17 protein-coding genes are annotated in these 18479 nt (G+C 71.0%); 11 read left to right on the forward strand and 6 right to left on the reverse strand.

All coding sequences use genetic code 11. From position 1 onward, the window contains the following. Positions 1–229 precede the first annotated feature (229 nt). The 3 genes from ACXJMZ_RS16755 to ACXJMZ_RS16765 all read left to right on the forward strand — a co-directional run bounded on the left by ACXJMZ_RS16755 (position 230) and on the right by ACXJMZ_RS16765 (position 4317). A complete protein-coding gene (locus ACXJMZ_RS16755; RefSeq protein WP_457030842.1) occupies positions 230–1339 on the forward strand; it encodes a hypothetical protein in 1110 nt (369 codons plus the stop codon). Positions 1340–1401: 62 nt separating this feature from the next. Continuing rightward, the gene (locus ACXJMZ_RS16760) at positions 1402–2844 is read left to right on the forward strand and encodes a pyridoxal phosphate-dependent decarboxylase family protein (protein WP_457030843.1); all 1443 of its coding nucleotides are present in this window, start codon (positions 1402–1404) and stop codon (positions 2842–2844) included. Positions 2845–2940: 96 nt separating this feature from the next. After that, the gene (locus ACXJMZ_RS16765) at positions 2941–4317 is read left to right on the forward strand and encodes a GNAT family N-acetyltransferase (RefSeq protein WP_457030844.1); all 1377 of its coding nucleotides are present in this window, start codon (positions 2941–2943) and stop codon (positions 4315–4317) included. Here ACXJMZ_RS16765 and ACXJMZ_RS16770 read toward each other — a convergent pair. The 5 genes from ACXJMZ_RS16770 to ACXJMZ_RS16790 all read right to left on the reverse strand — a co-directional run bounded on the left by ACXJMZ_RS16770 (position 4309) and on the right by ACXJMZ_RS16790 (position 10455). Next, positions 4309–4509, reverse strand: coding sequence for a hypothetical protein (locus tag ACXJMZ_RS16770; RefSeq protein ID WP_457030845.1), 201 nt, complete (start codon positions 4507–4509; stop codon positions 4309–4311). The two genes, ACXJMZ_RS16765 and ACXJMZ_RS16770, sit on opposite strands and share 9 nt — an antisense overlap. A gap of 669 nt (positions 4510–5178) precedes the next feature. Then, entirely contained in the window at positions 5179–6630 is a 1452-nt protein-coding gene (locus ACXJMZ_RS16775) for a Pycsar system effector family protein (protein WP_457030846.1), read from the reverse strand. Continuing rightward, positions 6611–8725: a hypothetical protein gene (locus ACXJMZ_RS16780; protein ID WP_457030847.1), complete on the reverse strand. Its 2115-nt coding sequence runs from the start codon at positions 8723–8725 to the stop codon at positions 6611–6613. The genes ACXJMZ_RS16775 and ACXJMZ_RS16780 overlap by 20 nt, the downstream gene beginning before the upstream one ends. Next, positions 8722–9648 carry a hypothetical protein gene (locus ACXJMZ_RS16785; RefSeq protein WP_457030848.1) on the reverse strand — a complete coding sequence of 309 codons (927 nt, stop codon included), beginning with the start codon at positions 9646–9648 and terminating at the stop codon, positions 8722–8724. The genes ACXJMZ_RS16780 and ACXJMZ_RS16785 overlap by 4 nt, the downstream gene beginning before the upstream one ends. 123 nt (positions 9649–9771) lie before the next feature. Continuing rightward, positions 9772–10455: a Crp/Fnr family transcriptional regulator gene (locus ACXJMZ_RS16790; protein WP_457030849.1), complete on the reverse strand. Its 684-nt coding sequence runs from the start codon at positions 10453–10455 to the stop codon at positions 9772–9774. Positions 10456–10672: 217 nt separating this feature from the next. On the opposite strand from ACXJMZ_RS16790, the gene ACXJMZ_RS16795 reads away from it, so the two are divergent. The 6 genes from ACXJMZ_RS16795 to ACXJMZ_RS16820 all read left to right on the forward strand — a co-directional run bounded on the left by ACXJMZ_RS16795 (position 10673) and on the right by ACXJMZ_RS16820 (position 15024). Continuing rightward, on the forward strand, positions 10673–10834 hold the full coding sequence (locus tag ACXJMZ_RS16795; protein ID WP_457030850.1) for a hypothetical protein: 162 nt from the start codon (positions 10673–10675) through the stop codon (positions 10832–10834). A gap of 29 nt (positions 10835–10863) precedes the next feature. Further along, the gene (locus ACXJMZ_RS16800) at positions 10864–11073 is read left to right on the forward strand and encodes a hypothetical protein (protein WP_457030851.1); all 210 of its coding nucleotides are present in this window, start codon (positions 10864–10866) and stop codon (positions 11071–11073) included. 186 nt (positions 11074–11259) lie between these two features. Next, entirely contained in the window at positions 11260–11622 is a 363-nt protein-coding gene (locus ACXJMZ_RS16805; RefSeq protein WP_457030852.1) for a carotenoid oxygenase family protein, read from the forward strand. A 54-nt stretch (positions 11623–11676) separates the two neighbouring features. Further along, complete coding sequence (locus ACXJMZ_RS16810; RefSeq protein ID WP_457030853.1) at positions 11677–12939, forward strand: MurT ligase domain-containing protein; 1263 nt, start codon at positions 11677–11679, stop codon at positions 12937–12939. Between the two features lie 122 nt (positions 12940–13061). Continuing rightward, positions 13062–13790, forward strand: a complete 729-nt coding sequence (locus tag ACXJMZ_RS16815) for a type 1 glutamine amidotransferase (protein WP_457030854.1) — start codon at positions 13062–13064, stop codon at positions 13788–13790. 208 nt (positions 13791–13998) lie between these two features. Continuing rightward, a complete protein-coding gene (locus ACXJMZ_RS16820; RefSeq protein WP_057235345.1) occupies positions 13999–15024 on the forward strand; it encodes a 6-phosphofructokinase in 1026 nt (341 codons plus the stop codon). Between the two features lie 193 nt (positions 15025–15217). On the opposite strand, the gene ACXJMZ_RS16825 is transcribed toward ACXJMZ_RS16820, so the two are convergent. Beyond that, positions 15218–16195, reverse strand: a complete 978-nt coding sequence (locus ACXJMZ_RS16825) for a helix-turn-helix transcriptional regulator (protein WP_457030855.1) — start codon at positions 16193–16195, stop codon at positions 15218–15220. A 319-nt stretch (positions 16196–16514) separates the two neighbouring features. Between ACXJMZ_RS16825 and ACXJMZ_RS16830 the strand changes: the two genes are divergently transcribed. Together ACXJMZ_RS16830 and ACXJMZ_RS16835 are read left to right on the forward strand one after the other, a co-directional pair. Beyond that, complete coding sequence (locus ACXJMZ_RS16830) at positions 16515–16790, forward strand: hypothetical protein (protein ID WP_457030856.1); 276 nt, start codon at positions 16515–16517, stop codon at positions 16788–16790. Positions 16791–16824: 34 nt separating this feature from the next. After that, the coding region (locus tag ACXJMZ_RS16835) for a hypothetical protein (RefSeq protein WP_457030857.1) at positions 16825–18479 on the forward strand (1655 nt) is incomplete at its 3' end.

Consider the following 18479-nt stretch of genomic DNA (forward strand, 5'->3'; position numbering starts at 1 on the left):
TCGGCGCCACGGAGGCTACGACCGGCCCCGGCAGACGGTCCGTGCCCGTCCTGTGAGAGTGTGTGGGATTGGTGACCGGGGGGCGCTCTCCTCGTTGACCAGTCGGCCGCTCGGGGAACGGCCCGGCCGACACTTCCCGAATGGCCGTCAGTAACGTTCGGTTTCGAGCGGGTGACGCCAGGATGGGAGACGCAACCGTCCGAAGCGATCCGCCGGGGGACCACAGCTCATGCAACCGCGACTCTTCGCGATCATCACCGCCTTCCTCCTGGGCGTGCTCGGACTGGGCGCGGTCGCCGTCACCCAGTGGACCCCGCAGCCGGCCGTGCAGGGAGCCGCCCCGGCCGGTCAGGCCGTCCCGGCCGCGCAGACCAGCGGCCCGGCCGCCTCCCCCAGCCCGACCGGCGACCCGGCGGTGTGGACCCGCTCCACCCTGCGCAACAAGCTGATGGCCAAGATGGAGGCCACCGACCCCGGCGTCGCACTGGCCGAGCTGGACGCGATCAGCAAGAAGCTCCCGTACACCGTCCGGTTCTGCCACCCGATCGCGCACGAGCTCGGGCACACCGCGGTGAAGCGCTACCACGCGGACTTCCAGAAGGTGATCTCCTTCCCGCACGAGACCTGCGCGGCGGGCTACCTGCACGGCGCGGTCGAGGAGATGCTGAACGCCTCCGCCAACCCGGAGGAGGACCTGCTCAAGCTCTGCGCCCCGGCCAACAAGGGCCCGTGCATCCACGGCGTCGGCCACGGCACGATGTTCGTCGCCAAGCAGGACGTGGCCAAGGCCCGCGCGCTGTGCAACAAGTTCCCCACCGACAGCCGGAAGATCACCTGCTCCGAGGGCCTGTTCATGCAGCTCTTCGGCCCCGACGAGGAGGACGAGAAGGCCAAGGCCAACCTCGACCCGGCCGCCCTCGCCAAGGACCCGCTCTACCCGTGCAAGGACCAGCCCTCGCTGTTCCAGTCCGCCTGCTTCTTCTACGCGCCGACCTTCTACCTGAGCTCGCACGACTACGCCAACCACGAGAACGTCTTCGCCGACGCCCTCAAGTGGTGCCTCAACGGCCAGGCCAGCGGCGGCGCCAACGACTGCAGCCGGGGCGTCGGCTCCCGGACCATGAAGTACAACCTGGACCGCGAGGACTGGGCCGGCAACGTCTGCGCCACCGCCGCCGACTCCTGGCAGCGCAAGGCCTGCACCCAGGGCCTGATGAGCTACTACACCGTCAACTACACCGAGTCCGGCGCGGGCGCCCGGCTCTGCTCGAAGATCACCAACAAGGAGATCGCGGGCTACTGCCGCAGCGCGGGCGGCCTCTCCAGCACCCTCGACTAAGGTCTACTCCACCGGGTACGCCGAGGAAGCCGTGCCTCCATGACCCCTGATGGAGCAACAGCATGAGCGACACCTCCTCCGACGACTTCCGCACCGCCGCCCGGGCCGCCGCCGAGCTGGTCTCCGACTACCTCGACGCGGTGCCGGGCGGCCCGGTCTGGCAGCCGATGGACGACACCGACCGGCAGGCCCTGCTCGACCTGCCGCTGCCCGTCGACGGCCTGCCGCTGGCGGGCCTGCTGGAGGTGATCGGCAGTCAGCTGATGACCGCTCCGATGGGCAACGGCCACCCCCGCTTCTTCGGCTGGGTGAACTCCGCCCCCGCCCCCGCCGGGGTGCTGGCCACCCTGGCCGCCGCCGCGATGAACCCCAGCTCGGCCGGCGGCGACCACGCCGACGTCCACCTGGAGCGGGCCGTGGTCCGCTGGATCGCCGAGCTGGTCGGCTTCCCGCACCCGGCCGGCGGCGGCATCCTCACCTCCGGCACGTCGATGGCCACCATCCTCTGCCTGGCCGCCGCCCGGAACCGGGCCGCCCGCCGGGCCGGGCACGACCTGCGCGCGGACGGCCTGGCCGGGCTGCCCCCGCTGGTCGCGTACGCCACTGCCGAGACCCACTCCTGCGTCCGCAAGGCCGTCGAACTGCTCGGCCTGGGCAGCCGGCACCTGCGCACCGTGGCCACCGACGCCGAGGGCCGGCTCGACCCGGCCGCGCTGGCCGCGGCGGTGACCGCCGACCGGGCCGCCGGGCTGCTCCCGTTCCTCGCGGTCGCCTCCGCCGGCACGGTCGGCACCGGTGTGGTGGACGCCTTCGACCCGATCGCCGACGTCTGCGCGGCCGAGGGCCTGTGGCTGCACGTGGACGGCGCGTACGGCGCCTTCGGCGTGCTGGACCCGGGCCTCGCCGACCGGTACGCCGGAATGGACCGGGCCGACTCGCTCGCCCTCGACCCGCACAAGTGGCTCGGCGTCCCGGTGGACTGCGGCTGCGCCCTGGTCCGCGACACCGACGAGCTGCGCGGCACCTTCAGCCTGGTCCCCTCCTACCTGCGCGACGAGGCGGCCGGGGCGCTCGGCTGGTTCTCCGAGTACGGGATGGAGCAGACCCGCCCGTTCCGCTCCCTCAAGGTCTGGGCCACCATCGCCCACCGCGGCCGGGCCGGGCTGGCCGCCGACGTCGCCCGCTGCACCGAACTGGCCCGGCACCTGGGCGCGCTGGTCGAGGCCGACCCGGAGCTGGAGCTGCTCGCCCCGGTGCACACCTCGATCGTGGCCTTCCGGTACCTGCCCGCCGACCCCGGGCGCACCGACGCCGTGAACCGCGAACTGCCGGTCGCCGTCCAGCTGCGCGGGCAGGCCTTTGTTACGGGTGCGCTCTACCAGGGGCACGAGATGCTTCGGGCGTGTCTGCTGAACGCCGCCACCACCGAAGCCGACCTGGAACTGCTGTTGTCCGAAGTCCGCAGCTCAGGGCGGGAACTGACGGAGCGTCCGACCGGTTCATGATCTGAGGGAAGGCAGTTCGGATGCCATCCGCAGACATTAACCAACAGGTCACGGGGGATTCGTGATCGCGAAACACCGGAAGAGCACGATGCTTCCATGGACACCACTTCACAGCCCTCCCGCGCCCAGCGCCGCAGCGCCCGCAACCACCGCTGGCGCCGCGACTCCACCGAACTCGCCGCGATCTTCGTCGCGGTGGCGGCCGCCGACCTGGTCGCCAACACCGTCGTGCACGGCCACGACGGCCCGGTCCTGCTGGTCGCCTCGGCGCTCGCCCTGGTCGCCACGGCCGTGTTCCACGCCTGGTGGGCACACCGGCACCCGCACGGACCGCCAGGTCCCGACCCGGCCGCACCCCCGGGAGCCTCGGCGACGGCGGCCGCCGAGGTGACCGGACCGCTGCGCGACTTCGAGCAGACCATGCTCTGGCGGCTGCGCGCCACCGTCTCCGACTCCCCCGGCAGCCTGGCCCGGATCTGCACCGCACTGGCCGGGCAGCAGATCAGCATCGTCTCGATGCAGACCCACCCGCTGCCGGTCGGCGCGGTCGACGAGTTCCTGGTCCGCGCCCCGCTGGCACTCAGCCGGGCCGACCTGACCCGGGCAGTCGCGGCCGGCGGCGGCCAGGACATCTGGACCGAACAGGCCGACGCCCACGACCTGGTGGACGAGCCGACCCACGTCCTCGCGCTGGCCACCCGGACGGCGCTGGACGCCGCCGAGCTGCCCGTCGCGCTGCGCCGGCTGTTCGGCCGGTGCACGATCCGGCAGTTCCCGAACGGCGGCGCCAAGGCCGCGGCGGGCATCGACGGCCACGTGATGCGGCTGCCGGTCCCGTCCGGCGACCTGATCGAACTCAGCCGCCCGCACCTGCCCTTCACCCCCACCGAGTTCGCCCGCGCCCAGGCCCTGGTCGAGCTGGACTCGCTGCTCGGCCCCCGCGTCCCCAAGGTCGAGGCCCGGCTCACCCTCCCCGCCGGCACCGACCTGACGGTCCGTCGGGCCGACCCCGAGGACAAGGCCGCCGCCCTCGCCATGCACGGCCGGTGCTCCACCGACGCCCTCCGCAAGCGCTACCACGGCGCGGTCACGGACGCCGACCGCTACCTCGACCACCTGCTCGACCCCCGCCACGGCCAGACCCTCGCTGTCGAGACCTCGGACGGCCGGATCGTCGCCCTCGCCCACCTGATGTGGGACGACGACAGCGCCGAGATCGCCCTCCTGGTCGAGGACGCCTGGCAGCGCCGCGGCCTCGGCGTCGACCTGCTCCGCCGGATGGCCGCCCTGGCCCTGGAAGCCGGCGTCCCCACCGTCTACGCCGTCACCCACGCCTCCAACACCGGCCTGATCTCCACCATGCGCCGCCTCTCCGCCCCCCTCGACTACCAGGTCGAGGACGGCACCCTGGTCATCACCGCCCACCTCTCCGAAGCCACCGAACAACTCCCGACCCCCTGGCCTTCACGCTGAGGCCGTCGGTCCGCCCCTACGGACCGTGCGGGACTGACGGCGGATCACCGCCAGGATCGCCGTGGTCAGCGCGAGTAGCGCGTACCCGCTGATCACGGCGATCCCGGTCCAGTTGGTGTCCGTGTACTGGACGTAGGCCGGGTGCGAGGTGCCGTCCGGCAGCCAGACGGCACGGGCAACCCTGACCGGCACGGCCCAGTTCCCTCAGAGGAAGACCGGGTGACGAAGACGGACAGTTGCAGAACGGTCATAGCCGGCCATCCCGGCCCGGTCGAAGTAGGCCAGCCGCAGTGGTGCATGTGGGTCATCAGACTCAGCCCGGCACCTGCCGCGCCAAGGCGGCCAGCAGGCCCGGCCAGTCGCTCTCTCCTCGTGTTCACCATGGCGGCCAGCCTCGGCCCGGCACTGGGTCGCGTCGTCGGACCGGTGTGGAGATCCGCACTAAGCGTCCCGTGGACCCGGCCTGACCAGGCCGCTCCGGTAGGCGAACACCACCAGTTGGGCGCCGTCGCGGGCGTTCGGCTTCGCCATCGCCCCGCTGACGTGGGGCGTACGGTCGCCGGATGACCACGAACTCGGCCGCGATCTCGTCGTTCGGCAGGCCACCCGCACCCCCTGCCACAAGACCGCCACCAGGCCCACCGCCCGACCCTGACCGGTCACCCCCACCGCAAGCCTCCATTCCTGACGCTAGGTCAACTCCCCTGCGAAACCGGCCGACCAGCGCTACTCAGGCACTACCGTAGCCATGCCAATCGTCGGTGCGCGCCCGTCGCCAACTGCTGGCACCGGCCCCGGGCAGCCAACCTCCACCTGCGGCAACTCGACCTACTGGACGGGCGAACCGGCGCAGTCCCCGCCTCAGGCCAGCCAGAGCAGGACCGCGAACTGAGGGGGTGTAAGGAGCAGCAACCCGATCCCCGCCTCGATCCAGCGGTACTTGGTGCGGATGATCACACTGGTCACGGCGAGCGAGGCGAGCAGTGGCCCCGCCGGGTCACGGCTTGCCTGCTCGAACGCCCGGTTCAGTCGGTCCCGACCGTCCCGAGCGCGGATGTGCTCGAAGTAGCCGGGTCCCGCCGCGCCGTACCGGCGGCCGTTCCGGTGCCGGGGTGCGAGGGCCACCACGAAGCAGACCACCGCGAGCAGCCCCGTCGACACCGCCGCCCACCAGAACGGGCGGACGTCCCAGCCATCTGCGGTGAGCCAGGTGTAGCCCCGTCTCGTCAACTCGACGAAGGCGCCCAGCCCCGCCCCGGTGAAGCCGAGCAGGACCGCCGCCTTGGTGTCGGCCCGGGTGAGCTCGGCGCTGTTGGCGGTCATCAGGCGTTCCATCGCGGCGACCGTCCGAGCGTTGCTCCCCATCGGCTGGGTACGGCGGCCGACCGGGCGTCGCCGMGGCCGGCGACGCCGGAGCGGCAGGGCCGGGCCCGGCCGCCGCCGCGAGTCCCCCTTGCGAGGCCCGGGCACCGGGCGGCCGAGCGCGACCAAGCGGTCCCGCAGCAGGTGGGACAGCTCCTGTTGCTCCTGCACCGTCAACTTGCCCAGCAGGCCCGCAACCGAGTCCTGCCAGCTCGTCTCACCCCGCAGCAGCCCCTGGTGGGAGACCGCCCAGTCCAACACGTCCCGCACCTCGTCCGGCTTCCGGGCCAGCCAGAGTGCGGCGAGCGCCGCCGGGCCGTCGTGGACCGCCCGCTGGCAGAACTCGTACTCCTCCCGCAGTTGCTCGCCCCACGCCTGCGGCAGCGCACCGGCCTCACTGCCCAGGCGCAGCTCGGCGGCGCCCTCCCGGGCGGCCACCTCGGTGACCCGATAGGCGAGGCCCTGATTCGGCATCAGGTACGGCGCGGAGAGGAACTGCATCACGTCGTCCGCCCCGAAGCCGTGTCCGGTGGTGGCGTAATGCTCCTTCAACTGACGGAGCCTCTGATCGATGTCCCGGCGCACCGGCCACCAGCCCTGCACCGTGCCGCTCCCCACAGCGCGCACCGGGTCGTGCACCCACCAGGCCACCTGGAGGTCCACTCCCTCGGCGCCGTAGGCGGTCGGGAGGGACGCGGGGCGGGTTGCCCGCCGCTCGTCGAGATGGACGACGTGGGCACGCTCGTATCGGTGCGGCCACGGTCTGCGCCCGGGCGCGGGCTCCGTGGTCTTGACCCGGCGCCGGGCACCCGCGAGGTGCAACCGCCCCGCACGGTCCGTCAGGACCAAGGCCCGGTCCCGGCGCCCCGAGAGGCGGTGCCAGACCATCTCCTGCCAGGGCACACGCTTGGCGAGGACGTAGACGGGCTGGTCATGCTCGGTGGTCGTCATCGGTGCCTCCGTACGGGTGGGTGGGCTCGCCCTGGCGCCAGGCGTTCAGGGCCTGACGGGCGATCGTTTTGCCGACCAGTCCGGGGTTCTCGTCACCGTCGACCTCGACGAACAGGCGGAGCACACCGAGGCTCATCTCCTGGGCGAGCGCGGCGAACAGGTTCTCGACCGCCGTACGCAACCGGTCGTCCCAGGCCGCCGTCGAGCCCCAGCCGATCAGTGCGCGGCATGTCCGCTCGAAGACATCCTCGTCGTCGAGCATCCGGTGGATCAGCGTGACCACGGCGGTGGTGTGCTCACCGGCCGTCAGGAGCTGTTCGCCGAACCAGGACTGGTCCTCCCAGAGCAATTGGGGGAACACCTGGTGCGCGAGCTCCGCGTACCACCCATCGGTCTCCGCCCACTTCTCGATCCAGCTGAGCACCGCCGACTGATTGCCGGCCAGGAACAACCTCCCGAGTCCACTCTGCACGGCCGTTCCGACGTGTCGTTCCTCGCCGTCGAGTCCCCGGTAGGAACGGCGCAGCAACGACAGGGCCAGATCGGGACGCGAGGTGCCGAAGTCGGTGCCGCACACCAGGGCGACCGTCCAACGCCGCTGCCAACTACCGTCCGTACTCCAACGCCGCAAGCGGTACTTGATCTCCCCGGCCAGCACCGGGTCCTGCGCAGCGATGCCGAGCGCGAACGCGGCGATGGAGCGGCTGTGCGGACGGTCGGAGCTTGCCAGCTGGAGGATGTGCCCCAGCGCCCGTCGGCCCCCGCCCCAGCCCGCCGCCGAGCCCACCACCCGGCCCACTGGCTCGGCCAACTCGGGCTCGCGATGCGGGATGGCCTCCATCCAGTCCGTCAACAGGCCGGACAGTTCACCGTACTGGCGCCAGACGTGCCGGAGCACGGCCTCCGCCTGTCGGTGCCGGGTGAACCGGACCGGCTCCACCGAGTAGGAGTATCCGCTGCTCGCCCTGATCTCCACCGGTGCGCACTCGGCGCGGACGCTCCGGAGCGTGTCGTCCAGCGAACGACGGAAGACGAACTTCGGGTTCGGTACCGCCTGTTCACCCTTGTGCTCGCCGTCGCCGCCTGCCGGAAGCATCATGGTCAACCGGCCGTCAGCCAAGGTCAGCAACCGGGTCGCCTCCTCCCGGACGATCCGGTGGTCCAGTCCCTCGAAGACGCTGACGGCCAGCAGAAAGGCCAGCCCGTCAGGGTCGTCGCGCAGGGTAGCGAGCAGGTCCGGGACCTCACCCTCCGCCAGGAAGCTCAGGCGTGCGCGCAGATCGCCAATCTCCGGGCTCTCGCCCGTGCTGATCGCGCTGACCAACTCCGTGACCTGGGCCGGCACTAGCTCGGGCGCCAACAGCGCTTCCAAACCAGCCTGTTGAAGGCCCTCCAGCAACTCGCTCCGGCGATGCCCGTCCGGTACCGCCGCCTTGAGGCAAGCGTCGAAAACCGCTCGAGGCGGCGGCGGTTGGCCGTGCACCGGGGTCACGTGCAGGTCTCGCACCAGGCTGCGGATGCGCTCCGGATCACGCGGCAGGACGATGACCATCCGCGCCCGGGCGGCGAGCAGCAGGCTCTGCAGGTTCGTGATGACACCCGGCTTGAGCGGAGTGGTGGGCAGCAGGCCGTGGACCAGGTAGCCGCGCGCCTCGGGGTCGATGGGACGCCAGGTGGACAGGTCCTCGTCGCTGTCCAATGCCCGGAGGTCGAGGCTCCCCCCACTGTGGCGGCGCAACAGATTCAGGGCCGCTGTACGCCGGCCGGTGCCGGGTTCGCCGTGCAGGAACAGCAGCCCGGTGTCGAGCTCCTTCAACGCCGTCGGGAACCAGTCGGGTTCAGCGAAACCCGTCCCGGCGTCCAGGATCTCTGCGGCGGAGATCGGGCCCTCGTGGGCCTCCACCCGTCGGCCTCCGGAGCCACCGGGCATCCCACTATTGCGGACGTGCTGATCGCCGTGCACCGAGCCGGTGTTGATGTTGCCGTGCGGGGCGTAGATGAACGGACCACGGCCTCTGAACTGCTCCTCGAAGGCCTCTTCCAGATCCGCGAGTTCTTCCTTTCCCTCCCCGGCTGGGAGTTCCGCGACGCTCACCGGCGACGCTCCTTCTTGTCGCCGTACACCGTGTCGCCCTTGTTGCCGGCGATGTAGTCGCCGCCGAAGGCATCCCTGGCTGCGTTCACCACACTCTGACCGCCGTGCACGGTACCGGAGTTGACGTTCCCGTGGTCGGCTCGCTGCCACAGCGAGTTCGTCGCCGGCACCGAGCCACGGTGCGCCGCATCGGACTCGGGCACCGGCCCAGCCTCCTGATCGTCCACCACCCGGTCGCCGAGGATACTGCGGTCGTACAGGTTGCCGGAGGGCGCGGGCACGTACAGCCAGGCCCGCTGGTCGAAGGTCTTCCCCTCTACGGTGGCTGGCACCTCCAGGAAGTGGTCGGGGTGCCGACCGGTGTAGCCGCTCACCACCGCGTCCTGGTAGCAGCGGTCGGAGAGCACCGCCGCGACGTGGGTGACCCGATCGCTGGACGCGGCGAGCATCGCCTTCACCGGCCGGGAGTCGAGCAGCCGGTGCGTGTCGTTGCGCGGCGTACCGTTGCCGTCGAACTCCTCGCCCGAGTCCGGCAGCGGGCCAACGTGCAGGCTGACCCGGAGTCGGACCGCCATCGTCCCGAGCGAGTGCACGTTGAACTCGGCCAGCAGGTCCTGGAGCGTGTGCAACCAAGGATGGATAACGAACGGCATCCGTTCCGGCTCGAACCCGAACACGTATCCGTCACCCGTCGAATTGGGGAACCTGCGGTCCCGCCAGAGCTCCGCCAACCCGGCGCGTTCCAGTGACCGTTGGAGCAGTTCCGGGATCGCCCGGCTGACCGCGCCGTGCTCGACGGCAGGCCGGCCGGTGAAATCCTTGGCATCGACGGCCAGAATGCCCCGGTAGGGCGGGAGCAGTCGACTGCGGCGGTAGGCGGGTTCGCCGAGCTCGGGCAGGTCGGATCGGCCGTGGTACGACATCGGGGCTCCTCGGTGGTGTTCCTCGAACGGACGGTGTACTCCCAGCTTGGTCACCGGGCGCCGGGCGGACTGCTCGCCCAGTGCGGATGAAGCGTGATGCGGGTCACAGCCCCTGACGGACGGTCAGGCCACCGCTCCCTCGGCGACGTTCCCCAAGGCCCGCAAGTCCCCGACGATGATCCGCCGGCGCCCACTCCGGACCCGGCAGGCGGCCAGCTCGGCCAGCCCCGCACTGACCGTATTCCGCGACACCCCGAGGTGCTGGGCCAGCTCTTCGCGGGTGAGCGCGAGTTCCACCTCCCGCCCAGGCTCGCCCACCGACATCTCCGCCAGCGTGACCAGCACGGCCGCCAACCTGGCCACCATGTCCCCGCCGCCCCGGGCGAGATCGGACTCCCTGAGCCGCGCCAGCGCATAACGGATCATCACGGGGAAGAGATCGTGCGCCATGACGAACCGCAGGAACGGCTCCTTGGCCAGCACCGCCACCGAGCAGTCGGAGATCGCCTCCACCCGCGCCGATCGCACGCCGTCGTCCAAGACCGCCACGTCCCCCAGCAACTCCCCCGGCCCACGGAACGCCAGCAGCGTGAGCCCTCCGTTCCGCTCCTGCCGGATCACTTTCGCCACTCCGCCCAGCAGCGCGAGCACGTGTGTACCGGGCTCCCCCTGCCGCAGCAGCGTGTCGCCGATCTGATGCCGCCGCTCGCGCGCCTCGGCCAGCAACCCCTGCCAGACCGGCTCCCCCATGAGCTGACGCAGCGTCCGCCCTGACGCATCCGGCGTGCCGCCGGGTCGATCATTCATGCCGATGACCCTAGAGGCCCTGACTCGCCCGAATGCCCGAAACTACGAACACGGACGGACCGCCTGCGCCACCTCCATCACACCCGTCCCATGAGTCACCAATACCCCTCCTGTCACACTGGCTGACGGGCAGTCAGCCTAGGTCGCGGCGGTGCGGCCCGCCCCGTCAGCCCGTCGGCACCCGTGTGTCCGAGCACGGCGGCCCGCTGCTGGCACTGTGCGAGCCCGCGCTGCCGTTCAAGCTGGCACCGGGCTGGAGACTGTCGGCGTCTTCGACTCGGGCGGCAAGCTGACCTCCGTGATGACCGCGCTGCCGAGGGAGGACCCGGTCACCGGCGAACTGCACTTCTTCGCCTCGTCGCCGCTCCTCCCTACCTGATCCACCACCTCTCCCCGCCGGACGGCACCGTGGTGCGCAGCCAGGAGGTGATGGGCGCGATCGGCGCACTCAAGCACGATTTCGCGCCGACCGAGCGGCACATGATCTTCCTGGAGGGTCCGGTCACCTTCGCCCCGGGCGGGCACTGGGGTATCCCGTACGCCTCGAGCGACGGCTGGCTGGCCGACCTGATCGGCGTGCTGCCGCGAAGTGAGGGCGGGGCACAACGGGTCCGTTGATCCGACGTCGCGCCGGGGGTATGCGATGCACCTGGGCAACGCGTATGGGGACGCCCGGGGCCGGATCGTCATCGAGGACCCGGCCGTGGGTGGCGGGACGGCCGGCAGAGCTCCTGGGACCGGTGGCTGGGCGCCGCCGACCGCAGCGCCGAACCCAACTCCGGCGCCCACACCACCCGGTAGACAGTGGACCTGGCCACCGGCCGGGTCACAGCGGAGCGGACCGACGACCTGACGGTCGAGTTCCCGACCGTCAACGACGCGTTCGCCGGCCGCGAGCACCAGTATCAGTACGCACTCTCCTTCCTCGACGACCTCGGCATCGGCAACCGCGCGCTGGTCAAGTACGACCGCACCACCGGCATCCGCACACTCCAGCCGTTCGGCACCGGGCAGCTCCCCGGCCGGATTCCGGCCATGATCCACGGCTCCTGGGACCCCGAACGCCGCCCGGTAACGACCCCGGCGCGCTCCCCACAGTCGCCTTCCGGGGCCTCCGGGCGCCCGGTCTGCGACACCCTGCGCGGTCAGCTGACAGAGAGTCGGTAGGCTGGCCCCGTTCTGCCGCGCAAGCGGCGCCGCAGCAAGGAGGAACCACAGAGCATGCCAGGCCCCGATTCGGAAGCCGCAGCCGTACGCGACGCCTCGCTGCCCGCCCGTGCCAAGATCGCCGTGACGGCCGGCCGCGTTGCCGCGGCCCTGTCGCAGAAGGCCGGCCGGGGCAGTGGCTCGGTGATCGGTGGCAAGATCGCCCTCAGGCTCGACCCCGACCTGCTGGCGACCCTCTCCGACCACCTCGACGTGGTGCTGGTGAGCGCGACCAACGGCAAGACCACCACCACCCGTCTGATCGCCGAGGCGCTGCGCGCCGCAGGCCCGGTGGTCTCCAACGCCCTCGGCGCCAACATGCCCGCCGGGATCACCGCCGCCCTCGCCGGTGGCAGCGAGGCCCGCTTCGGCGTGATCGAGGTGGACGAGAAGTACCTGGCCGGCGTCGCCCGCGACACCCGGCCGAAGGCCATAGCGCTGCTCAACCTCTCGCGCGACCAGCTGGACCGCGCCGCCGAGACCCGGATGATGGCCGAGAAGTGGCGCGAGGGTCTCCAGGACACCGACGCGGTGATCATCGCGAACGCGGACGACCCGCTGGTGACCTGGGCCGCCTCGTCCTGCCGCAAGGTGGTCTGGGTGGCCGCCGGTCAGGCGTGGAAGGAGGACGCCTGGTCCTGCCCGTCCTGCGGTGGTGTGATGCAGCGTCCGGGCGACGACTGGTTCTGCCAGGACTGCGGTTTCCGCCGTCCGCAGCCGCACTGGGCGCTCCAGGGCACCCACGTGATCGACCCGCAGCGCGGCGCCTGGCCGATCCAGCTCCAGCTCCCGGGCCGGGCCAACCTGGCCAACGCGACCAGCTCGGCCGCGGTGGCCGCCGTCTTCGGCGTCGCCCCGCAGGTCGCGCTCCAGCGGATGCAGGCCGTCACGGCGGTCGCCGGGCGCTACGACGTGGTGCAGTACCTGGGCCGCGACGTCCGGCTGCTGCTGGCGAAGAACCCGGCCGGCTGGCTGGAGACCTTCTCGCTGATCGACCAGCCGCCGGCCCCGGTGATCCTCTCGGTCAACGCGCTGGACGCGGACGGCACCGACACCTCCTGGCTGTGGGACGTCGACTACGAGCGGCTGTCCGGCCATCCGATCTTCGTGATGGGCCAGCGCAAGCTGGACCTGGCGGTCCGGCTGGAGGTGGCGGGCCTTCAGTTCCAGGTGGTGGACACCCTGGAGCAGGCGGTCCGGGCCGCCCCGCCCGGACGGATCGAGGCGATCGCCAACTACACGGCGTTCCAGCAGCTGCGCAAGGCGGTGGCGAACTGATGGCGACTCCCCCGTTCCAGGAGAACCCCTACCAGCAGCCCGTCCACCCCGGCGCGCCGCAGCAGCCCGCGTACCCCACCGAGCCGCCCCAGCCGCGGCCGCAGTCCGGAAGGTCCCAGAGGATGAGCGAGAGCAGCCTGCGCCTGGTCTGGGTCTACCCGGACCTGCTGAGCACCTACGGCGACCGCGGCAACGCGCTGGTGGTCGAGCGCCGGGCCCGCCTGCGCGGCCTGAACGTCCAGCGGATCGATGTCCGTTCGGACCAGGCGGTGCCGACCAGCGGTGACATCTACCTGATCGGCGGCGGTGAGGACCGCCCGCAGCGGCTGGCGGCCGAGCGGCTCGCGGCGGACCAGGGCCTGGTCCGGGCGGCCGAGAACGGCGCGATCATCTTCTCGGTCTGCGCCGGGTACCAGATCCTCGGCCACGAGTTCCTCAACGACCGGGGCGAGCGCCAGCCGGGCCTCGGCCTGCTGGACGTCTGGACCGGCCGGGGCGAGGGCGCCCGCTGCGTCGGCGACGTGCTGGCGGAGACGGACCCTCAGCTGAACCTCCCTCAGCTCACCGGCTTCGAGAACCACCAGGGCATCACCCACCTCGGCCAGGGCGTCAAGCCGCTGGCCCAGGTCCAGGTCGGCCGGGGCAACGGCACCGGCGACGGCACCGAGGGCGCCTGGCGCGACACCATCTTCGGCACCTACCTGCACGGCCCGGTGATGGCCCGTAACCCCGCCGTCGCCGACATGCTGATCAAGCTGGCGCTGGACGTGAACGCACTGCCCCCGGCCGACACCACCTGGTACGACGCGCTGCGCGCGGAGCGGATCGCGGCGACCCGTCAGCCCGCCTGAGCTGTCCACGGGTTGAACCGGGGGTCAACAACCCCCGGAATCCGTACGAGAATGGAAGAGCCGGACGCACACCCTCCTAAGGCGTCCGGCGCATGACCACACGGGCCGGGTCAAAGGTGACCCGGCCCACATCGGTGCCTGACCGGTCGGACCCGGCCGCCGTATGGTGGAAGTCCGGCCGTCCGTACTGCTCGGGAGTTGCAAAGCAATGCGTATTGGTGTGCTGACCAGCGGCGGTGACTGCCCTGGCCTGAACGCTGTGATCCGTTCCGTGGTCCACCGGGGGGTGGTCGACCACGGCGACGAGATCATCGGGTTCCAGGACGGCTGGCGCGGTCTCCTGGAGGGCGTCCACCGCCCGCTCACTATCGACTCGGTGAGCGGCATCCTCGCCCAGGGCGGCACCATCCTCGGCTCCTCCCGGGTCCAGCCGAGCCACCTGCGGGACGGCGTCGAGCGGGCCAAGCAGTACTGCGCGGACCTCGGCATCGACGCGGTGATCCCGATCGGCGGCGAGGGCACCCTGAAGGCCGCCAAGCTGATGAGCGACGGCGGGCTGCCGGTGATCGGGGTCCCGAAGACCATCGACAACGACATCGCCTGCACCGACGTGACCTTCGGCTTCGACACCGCGGTCTCGGTGGCCACCGACGCGCTGGACCGCCTGAAGACCACCGCCGAGTCGCACCAGCGGGTCATGGTGGTCGAGGTGATGGGCCGCCACACCGGCTGGATCGCGCTGAACGCGGGCATGGCCGCCGGTGCGCACGCGATCGTGGTGCCCGAGCGGCCGTTCCACATCGACAAGCTGACCGAGGTGGTCCGCGAACGCTTCGACCGGAACAAGAAGTTCGCGATCGTGGTCTGCGCCGAGGGCGCCAAGCCCGAGCCCGGCTCCATGCACTGGGAGGAGGGTGTGAAGGACATCTACGGTCACGAGCGGTTCACCGGCATCGCCAACCAGCTCTCCCGCGAGCTGGAGCACCGCCTCGGCAAGGAGGCCAAGCCGGTCATCCTCGGCCACACCCAGCGCGGCGGCACCCCGACCGCGTACGACCGCGTGCTCGCCACCCGGTTCGGCTGGCACGCCGTCGAGGCCGCCCACAAGGGCGCCTTCGGCCACATCACCGCGCTCCAGGGCACCGAGATCAAGCTGGTCCCGCTGGCCGACGCGGTGGCCGACCTGAAGACCGTCCCGGCCGAGCGCTACGTCGAGGCCGAGACCGTCATCTGACGCTCCGACAGAAGGGCGGCCCAGGTACGGGCCCGCCCTTCTGCGTGTTCAGCGCACCGCGACGGGCGTCGATCTCGCGGGTGCCGGTCCGGGCGGATGTCAGGCGCAGGGAATCGGCATCGAGGTCATACGGTGCAAAAGCAACGGGCCCGCCAACCTGGCGAGTCGCCCACCAGACACACAAGGGTGATTGTCAGAGCCACCCGCGCTGGGCGGCCTTGAGGCCCGCCTCGAAGCGACTGGAGGCGTCGAGGCGCTCCATCAGGGCGGCCATCTGGCGGCGGATACTGCGGGCCGAGATGCCGAGATTACGGCCGGCGACGTCGTCCGTCATACCGGAGGCGAGCAGCTTGAGGAGCTCCCGTTCGGCGGCGCTCAAGCCGGTGTCGGCGTCGGGAGTGCGGTCGGCGCCGAGCGGAACGCCCGACTGCCAGGTCTGTTCGAAGAGCGCGACCAGCGAGGAGACGATCCCGGGCTCGCGGGTGCACAGGGCGCCGAGGCGCGAGTTGGCGGGGTCGATCGGGACCAGGGCGACCGTGCGGTCGAAGACCAGCATGCGCGGCGGGAGGGTCGGGCAGGTGCGGACCAGACCGCCGGTGTCGGTCATCCAGCGGGCGTATGCGAGGGTCGCGGGGTCGTGGCGGACGCTGTCCTGATAGAGGCTCAGCAGCGCGACCCCGCGCCGCAGCGCCTCCTCGTCGAGCGGGCGGGAGGCTTCCAGGCTGGCCCGGGACTGGGCTCCGCCGGGTATCACCGCCAGGCATTCGCCGGAGAGCTCCTTGGCCAGCACCTCCAGCTTCGCCTGGATGGCGTCGAGCCCGACCAGCCGCTCCGAGGACTCCGCCGACGTGTTCGGCCGCAAGCCGCTGTACTCGGCGATGGCCCGSGCCGCGGCGACCCTGCTGAGTTCGAGTTCCCGCTGCCGATGGAGCAGGGCCTGCTCCTCGCGGCGCAGGATCAGTTCAAGGCCCAGCTCCGGGCTGACCGGACGCATCGCACCCGGCACCTCGAGCGAGGCGCGCAGCAGTTGCAGGTCGGCCAGCCGGTCCAGGGCCTCACGGACGGCGGCCTCGGTCATGCCCAGCTGCAGGCAGAGCTCCGGTACGCCGCTCTGCGGGTCGGTGAGCATGGCCTGATAGACGGCCTGTGACGCACAGTCCAAACCGAGCATGTCCAGCACGACGGCAGCCCCCGCAACTGTCCTCGAACCCCCCGCTGCCGCCCTGCGGCACGCGCGGACATCATCGCAGTGGGGCTACGACTTCACAAGGCACATGACAGGCGCCGGCCCCGCTCGGCCCCGCTCGCGTCCTGAAGCGGCCGGGCCGCTTCAGGACGTTCGCCGCCACCGCGGCCGGGACCGTCACCGCGGCGTCTCCGGCCATCGGCTGGGACGGGCCTCCGACCACGCCCGGTGCGATCGGCTGGGACGCGATCGGCTGGGACATCGCGCCCGCCACCGACCAGATCTCCGGTCAGGGCTGATCGCCGTGGTGATCGTCCGGGCGACCCTGGTGGACGGCAACCGCGCACCCGGCACCGAGGCCGCCGCACGGACGATCGAGGACGCCCTGTGGGCGCACGCCACACCGGAGTTCGGACTCGAACACATCCGCGCCCTGGACACCCCCACCGGCATCGACATGCTCCTCTTCCTGCGGGCCGACGGGCCACAGGACGCCCTGGTCAAGGCGAACGGCCTGATCCTGCGGGCGCTGGACGCGTCCGCCCTGGCCCGGTACACGGCCGCACTGCACCTCTCCTGAGCACCACCCCCCACCAGCCTGCTTGGAGTTCCCCATGAAGTTCCTCACCAGCACCCGCCGCCTCTCCGTCGCCGCCCTCGTCTCCACCACGATCGCCGCGCTCGCCACTCCGCTGATGGGCGCCGGCACCGCGCACGCCGTCGGCTCGTATGCCAACGCCAACCTCGCGGACAAGGCACTCAGCTACCTGGGCGGCTCGGGCAGCAACGCCTGCAGCGACGCCCATCAGAGCGGCGGCGCCCAGTGCAAGCAGTTCGTCAACTGCATCGTCTACATGGTCAGCGGCAACTCCCAGTGGCCGGTCGACCCCAGCGGCAACTACCAGAAGAGCTACCTCGACGCCGGTGGCACCCAGGTGACCGCCTCGACCGCGGTCAAGGGCGACATCATCCAGGAGGGCACCTACGACGGTGATCAGCTGCACACCGCGATCGTCGTCGCCAACAATCACGACGGCAGCTTCGACGTCGTCGACTCCAACTACGTCTCCTACGGAATGGTCGGCCACCACTCCTGGACGCCGCCCAGCGGCCACGTCATCGGCTACTACCGGATGGGCACCGTCGCACCGGCGATACCAGCCGGCTTCAACGTCACCCTGTGGGGCTTCGACTCGGGCCAGAGCCTGTCGGGCACCGTGAACCTGACCTCCCACCCCACCCAGAGCGGCGTCATCAACTGGCTCGACTACGTGATCACCGGCCCCAACGGCTACCGCAGCGAGGTGCGCGCCGGCGGCGGCGCCGCCAACTACCCGTACGCACTCGACACGACGGTCCTGACCAACGGCACCTACACGATCAGCATGATCGCCAACGAGATCGACGGCCAGAACCACACCTACGGGGGCGGCACCTTCACCTCCAACAACAACGCCACCGCCAACTACCGCTCGGTGTACGCCAAGAACAGCATCGGCCTCTACAACTGGACCAAGGAGAGCGACCCGCTCGTCACAGCAGTGGCGACCGGCGGCGGCACCCAGATGATCCTCGACACCAACGGCGTCGTGTGGGCCAAGAGCAGCATCGGGCTCTACAACTGGACGCAGGAGAGCGACCCCGGCGTCAAGGCCATCGCGGTGGGTTCCGACGGCACCCAGATGATCCTGGACAGCACCGGCACGGTCCTGGCCAAGAACAGCATCGGGCTCTACAACTGGACCCTGGAGAGCGACCCGGGCGTCAAGGCGATCTCCACCAACGGTGGTGTCCAGATGATCCTGGACAGTGCGGGCACGGTCCTGGCCAAGAACGGCATCGGCCTTTACAACTGGACCAAGGAGAGCGACGCCCGCGTCCAGGCCATCGCCGTCGCCTCCAACGGGACCCAGATGATCCTGGACAACGACGGCACGGTCTACGCCAAGAACAGCATCGGCCTCTACAACTGGACCCAGGAGAGCGACCCGCTGGTGAAGGCCATCGCGGTCGGCTCCGACGGCACCCAGATGATCCTGGACAACGGCGGCACGGTCTATGCCAAGAACGGCATCGGCCTCTACAACTGGACCCAGGAGAGCGACGCCCGCGTGCAGGCGATCTCCACCAACGCCGGCACCCAGATGATCCTCGACAACGACGGCACGGTCTACGCCAAGAACAGCATCGGCCTCTACAACTGGACCAAGGAGAGCGACCCGCTGGTGAAGGCCATCGCGGTCGGCTCCGACGGCACCCAGATGATCCT

This window comes from Kitasatospora sp. P5_F3 (genome assembly GCF_054049135.1).

Bases quoted from the DNA above. Each gene is read 5' to 3' on its own strand.
- ACXJMZ_RS16810 (WP_457030853.1), top strand. From the start codon at position 11,677: ATGCCAGGCCCCGATTCGGAAGCCGCAGCCGTACGCGACGCCTCGCTG.
- ACXJMZ_RS16785 (WP_457030848.1), bottom strand. From the start codon at position 9,648: ATGTCGTACCACGGCCGATCCGACCTGCCCGAGCTCGGCGAACCCGCC.
- ACXJMZ_RS16760 (WP_457030843.1), top strand. From the start codon at position 1,402: ATGAGCGACACCTCCTCCGACGACTTCCGCACCGCCGCCCGGGCCGCC.
- ACXJMZ_RS16820 (WP_057235345.1), top strand. From the start codon at position 13,999: ATGCGTATTGGTGTGCTGACCAGCGGCGGTGACTGCCCTGGCCTGAAC.
- ACXJMZ_RS16755 (WP_457030842.1), top strand. From the start codon at position 230: ATGCAACCGCGACTCTTCGCGATCATCACCGCCTTCCTCCTGGGCGTG.
- ACXJMZ_RS16815 (WP_457030854.1), top strand. From the start codon at position 13,062: ATGAGCGAGAGCAGCCTGCGCCTGGTCTGGGTCTACCCGGACCTGCTG.
- ACXJMZ_RS16790 (WP_457030849.1), bottom strand. From the start codon at position 10,455: ATGAATGATCGACCCGGCGGCACGCCGGATGCGTCAGGGCGGACGCTG.
- ACXJMZ_RS16765 (WP_457030844.1), top strand. From the start codon at position 2,941: ATGGACACCACTTCACAGCCCTCCCGCGCCCAGCGCCGCAGCGCCCGC.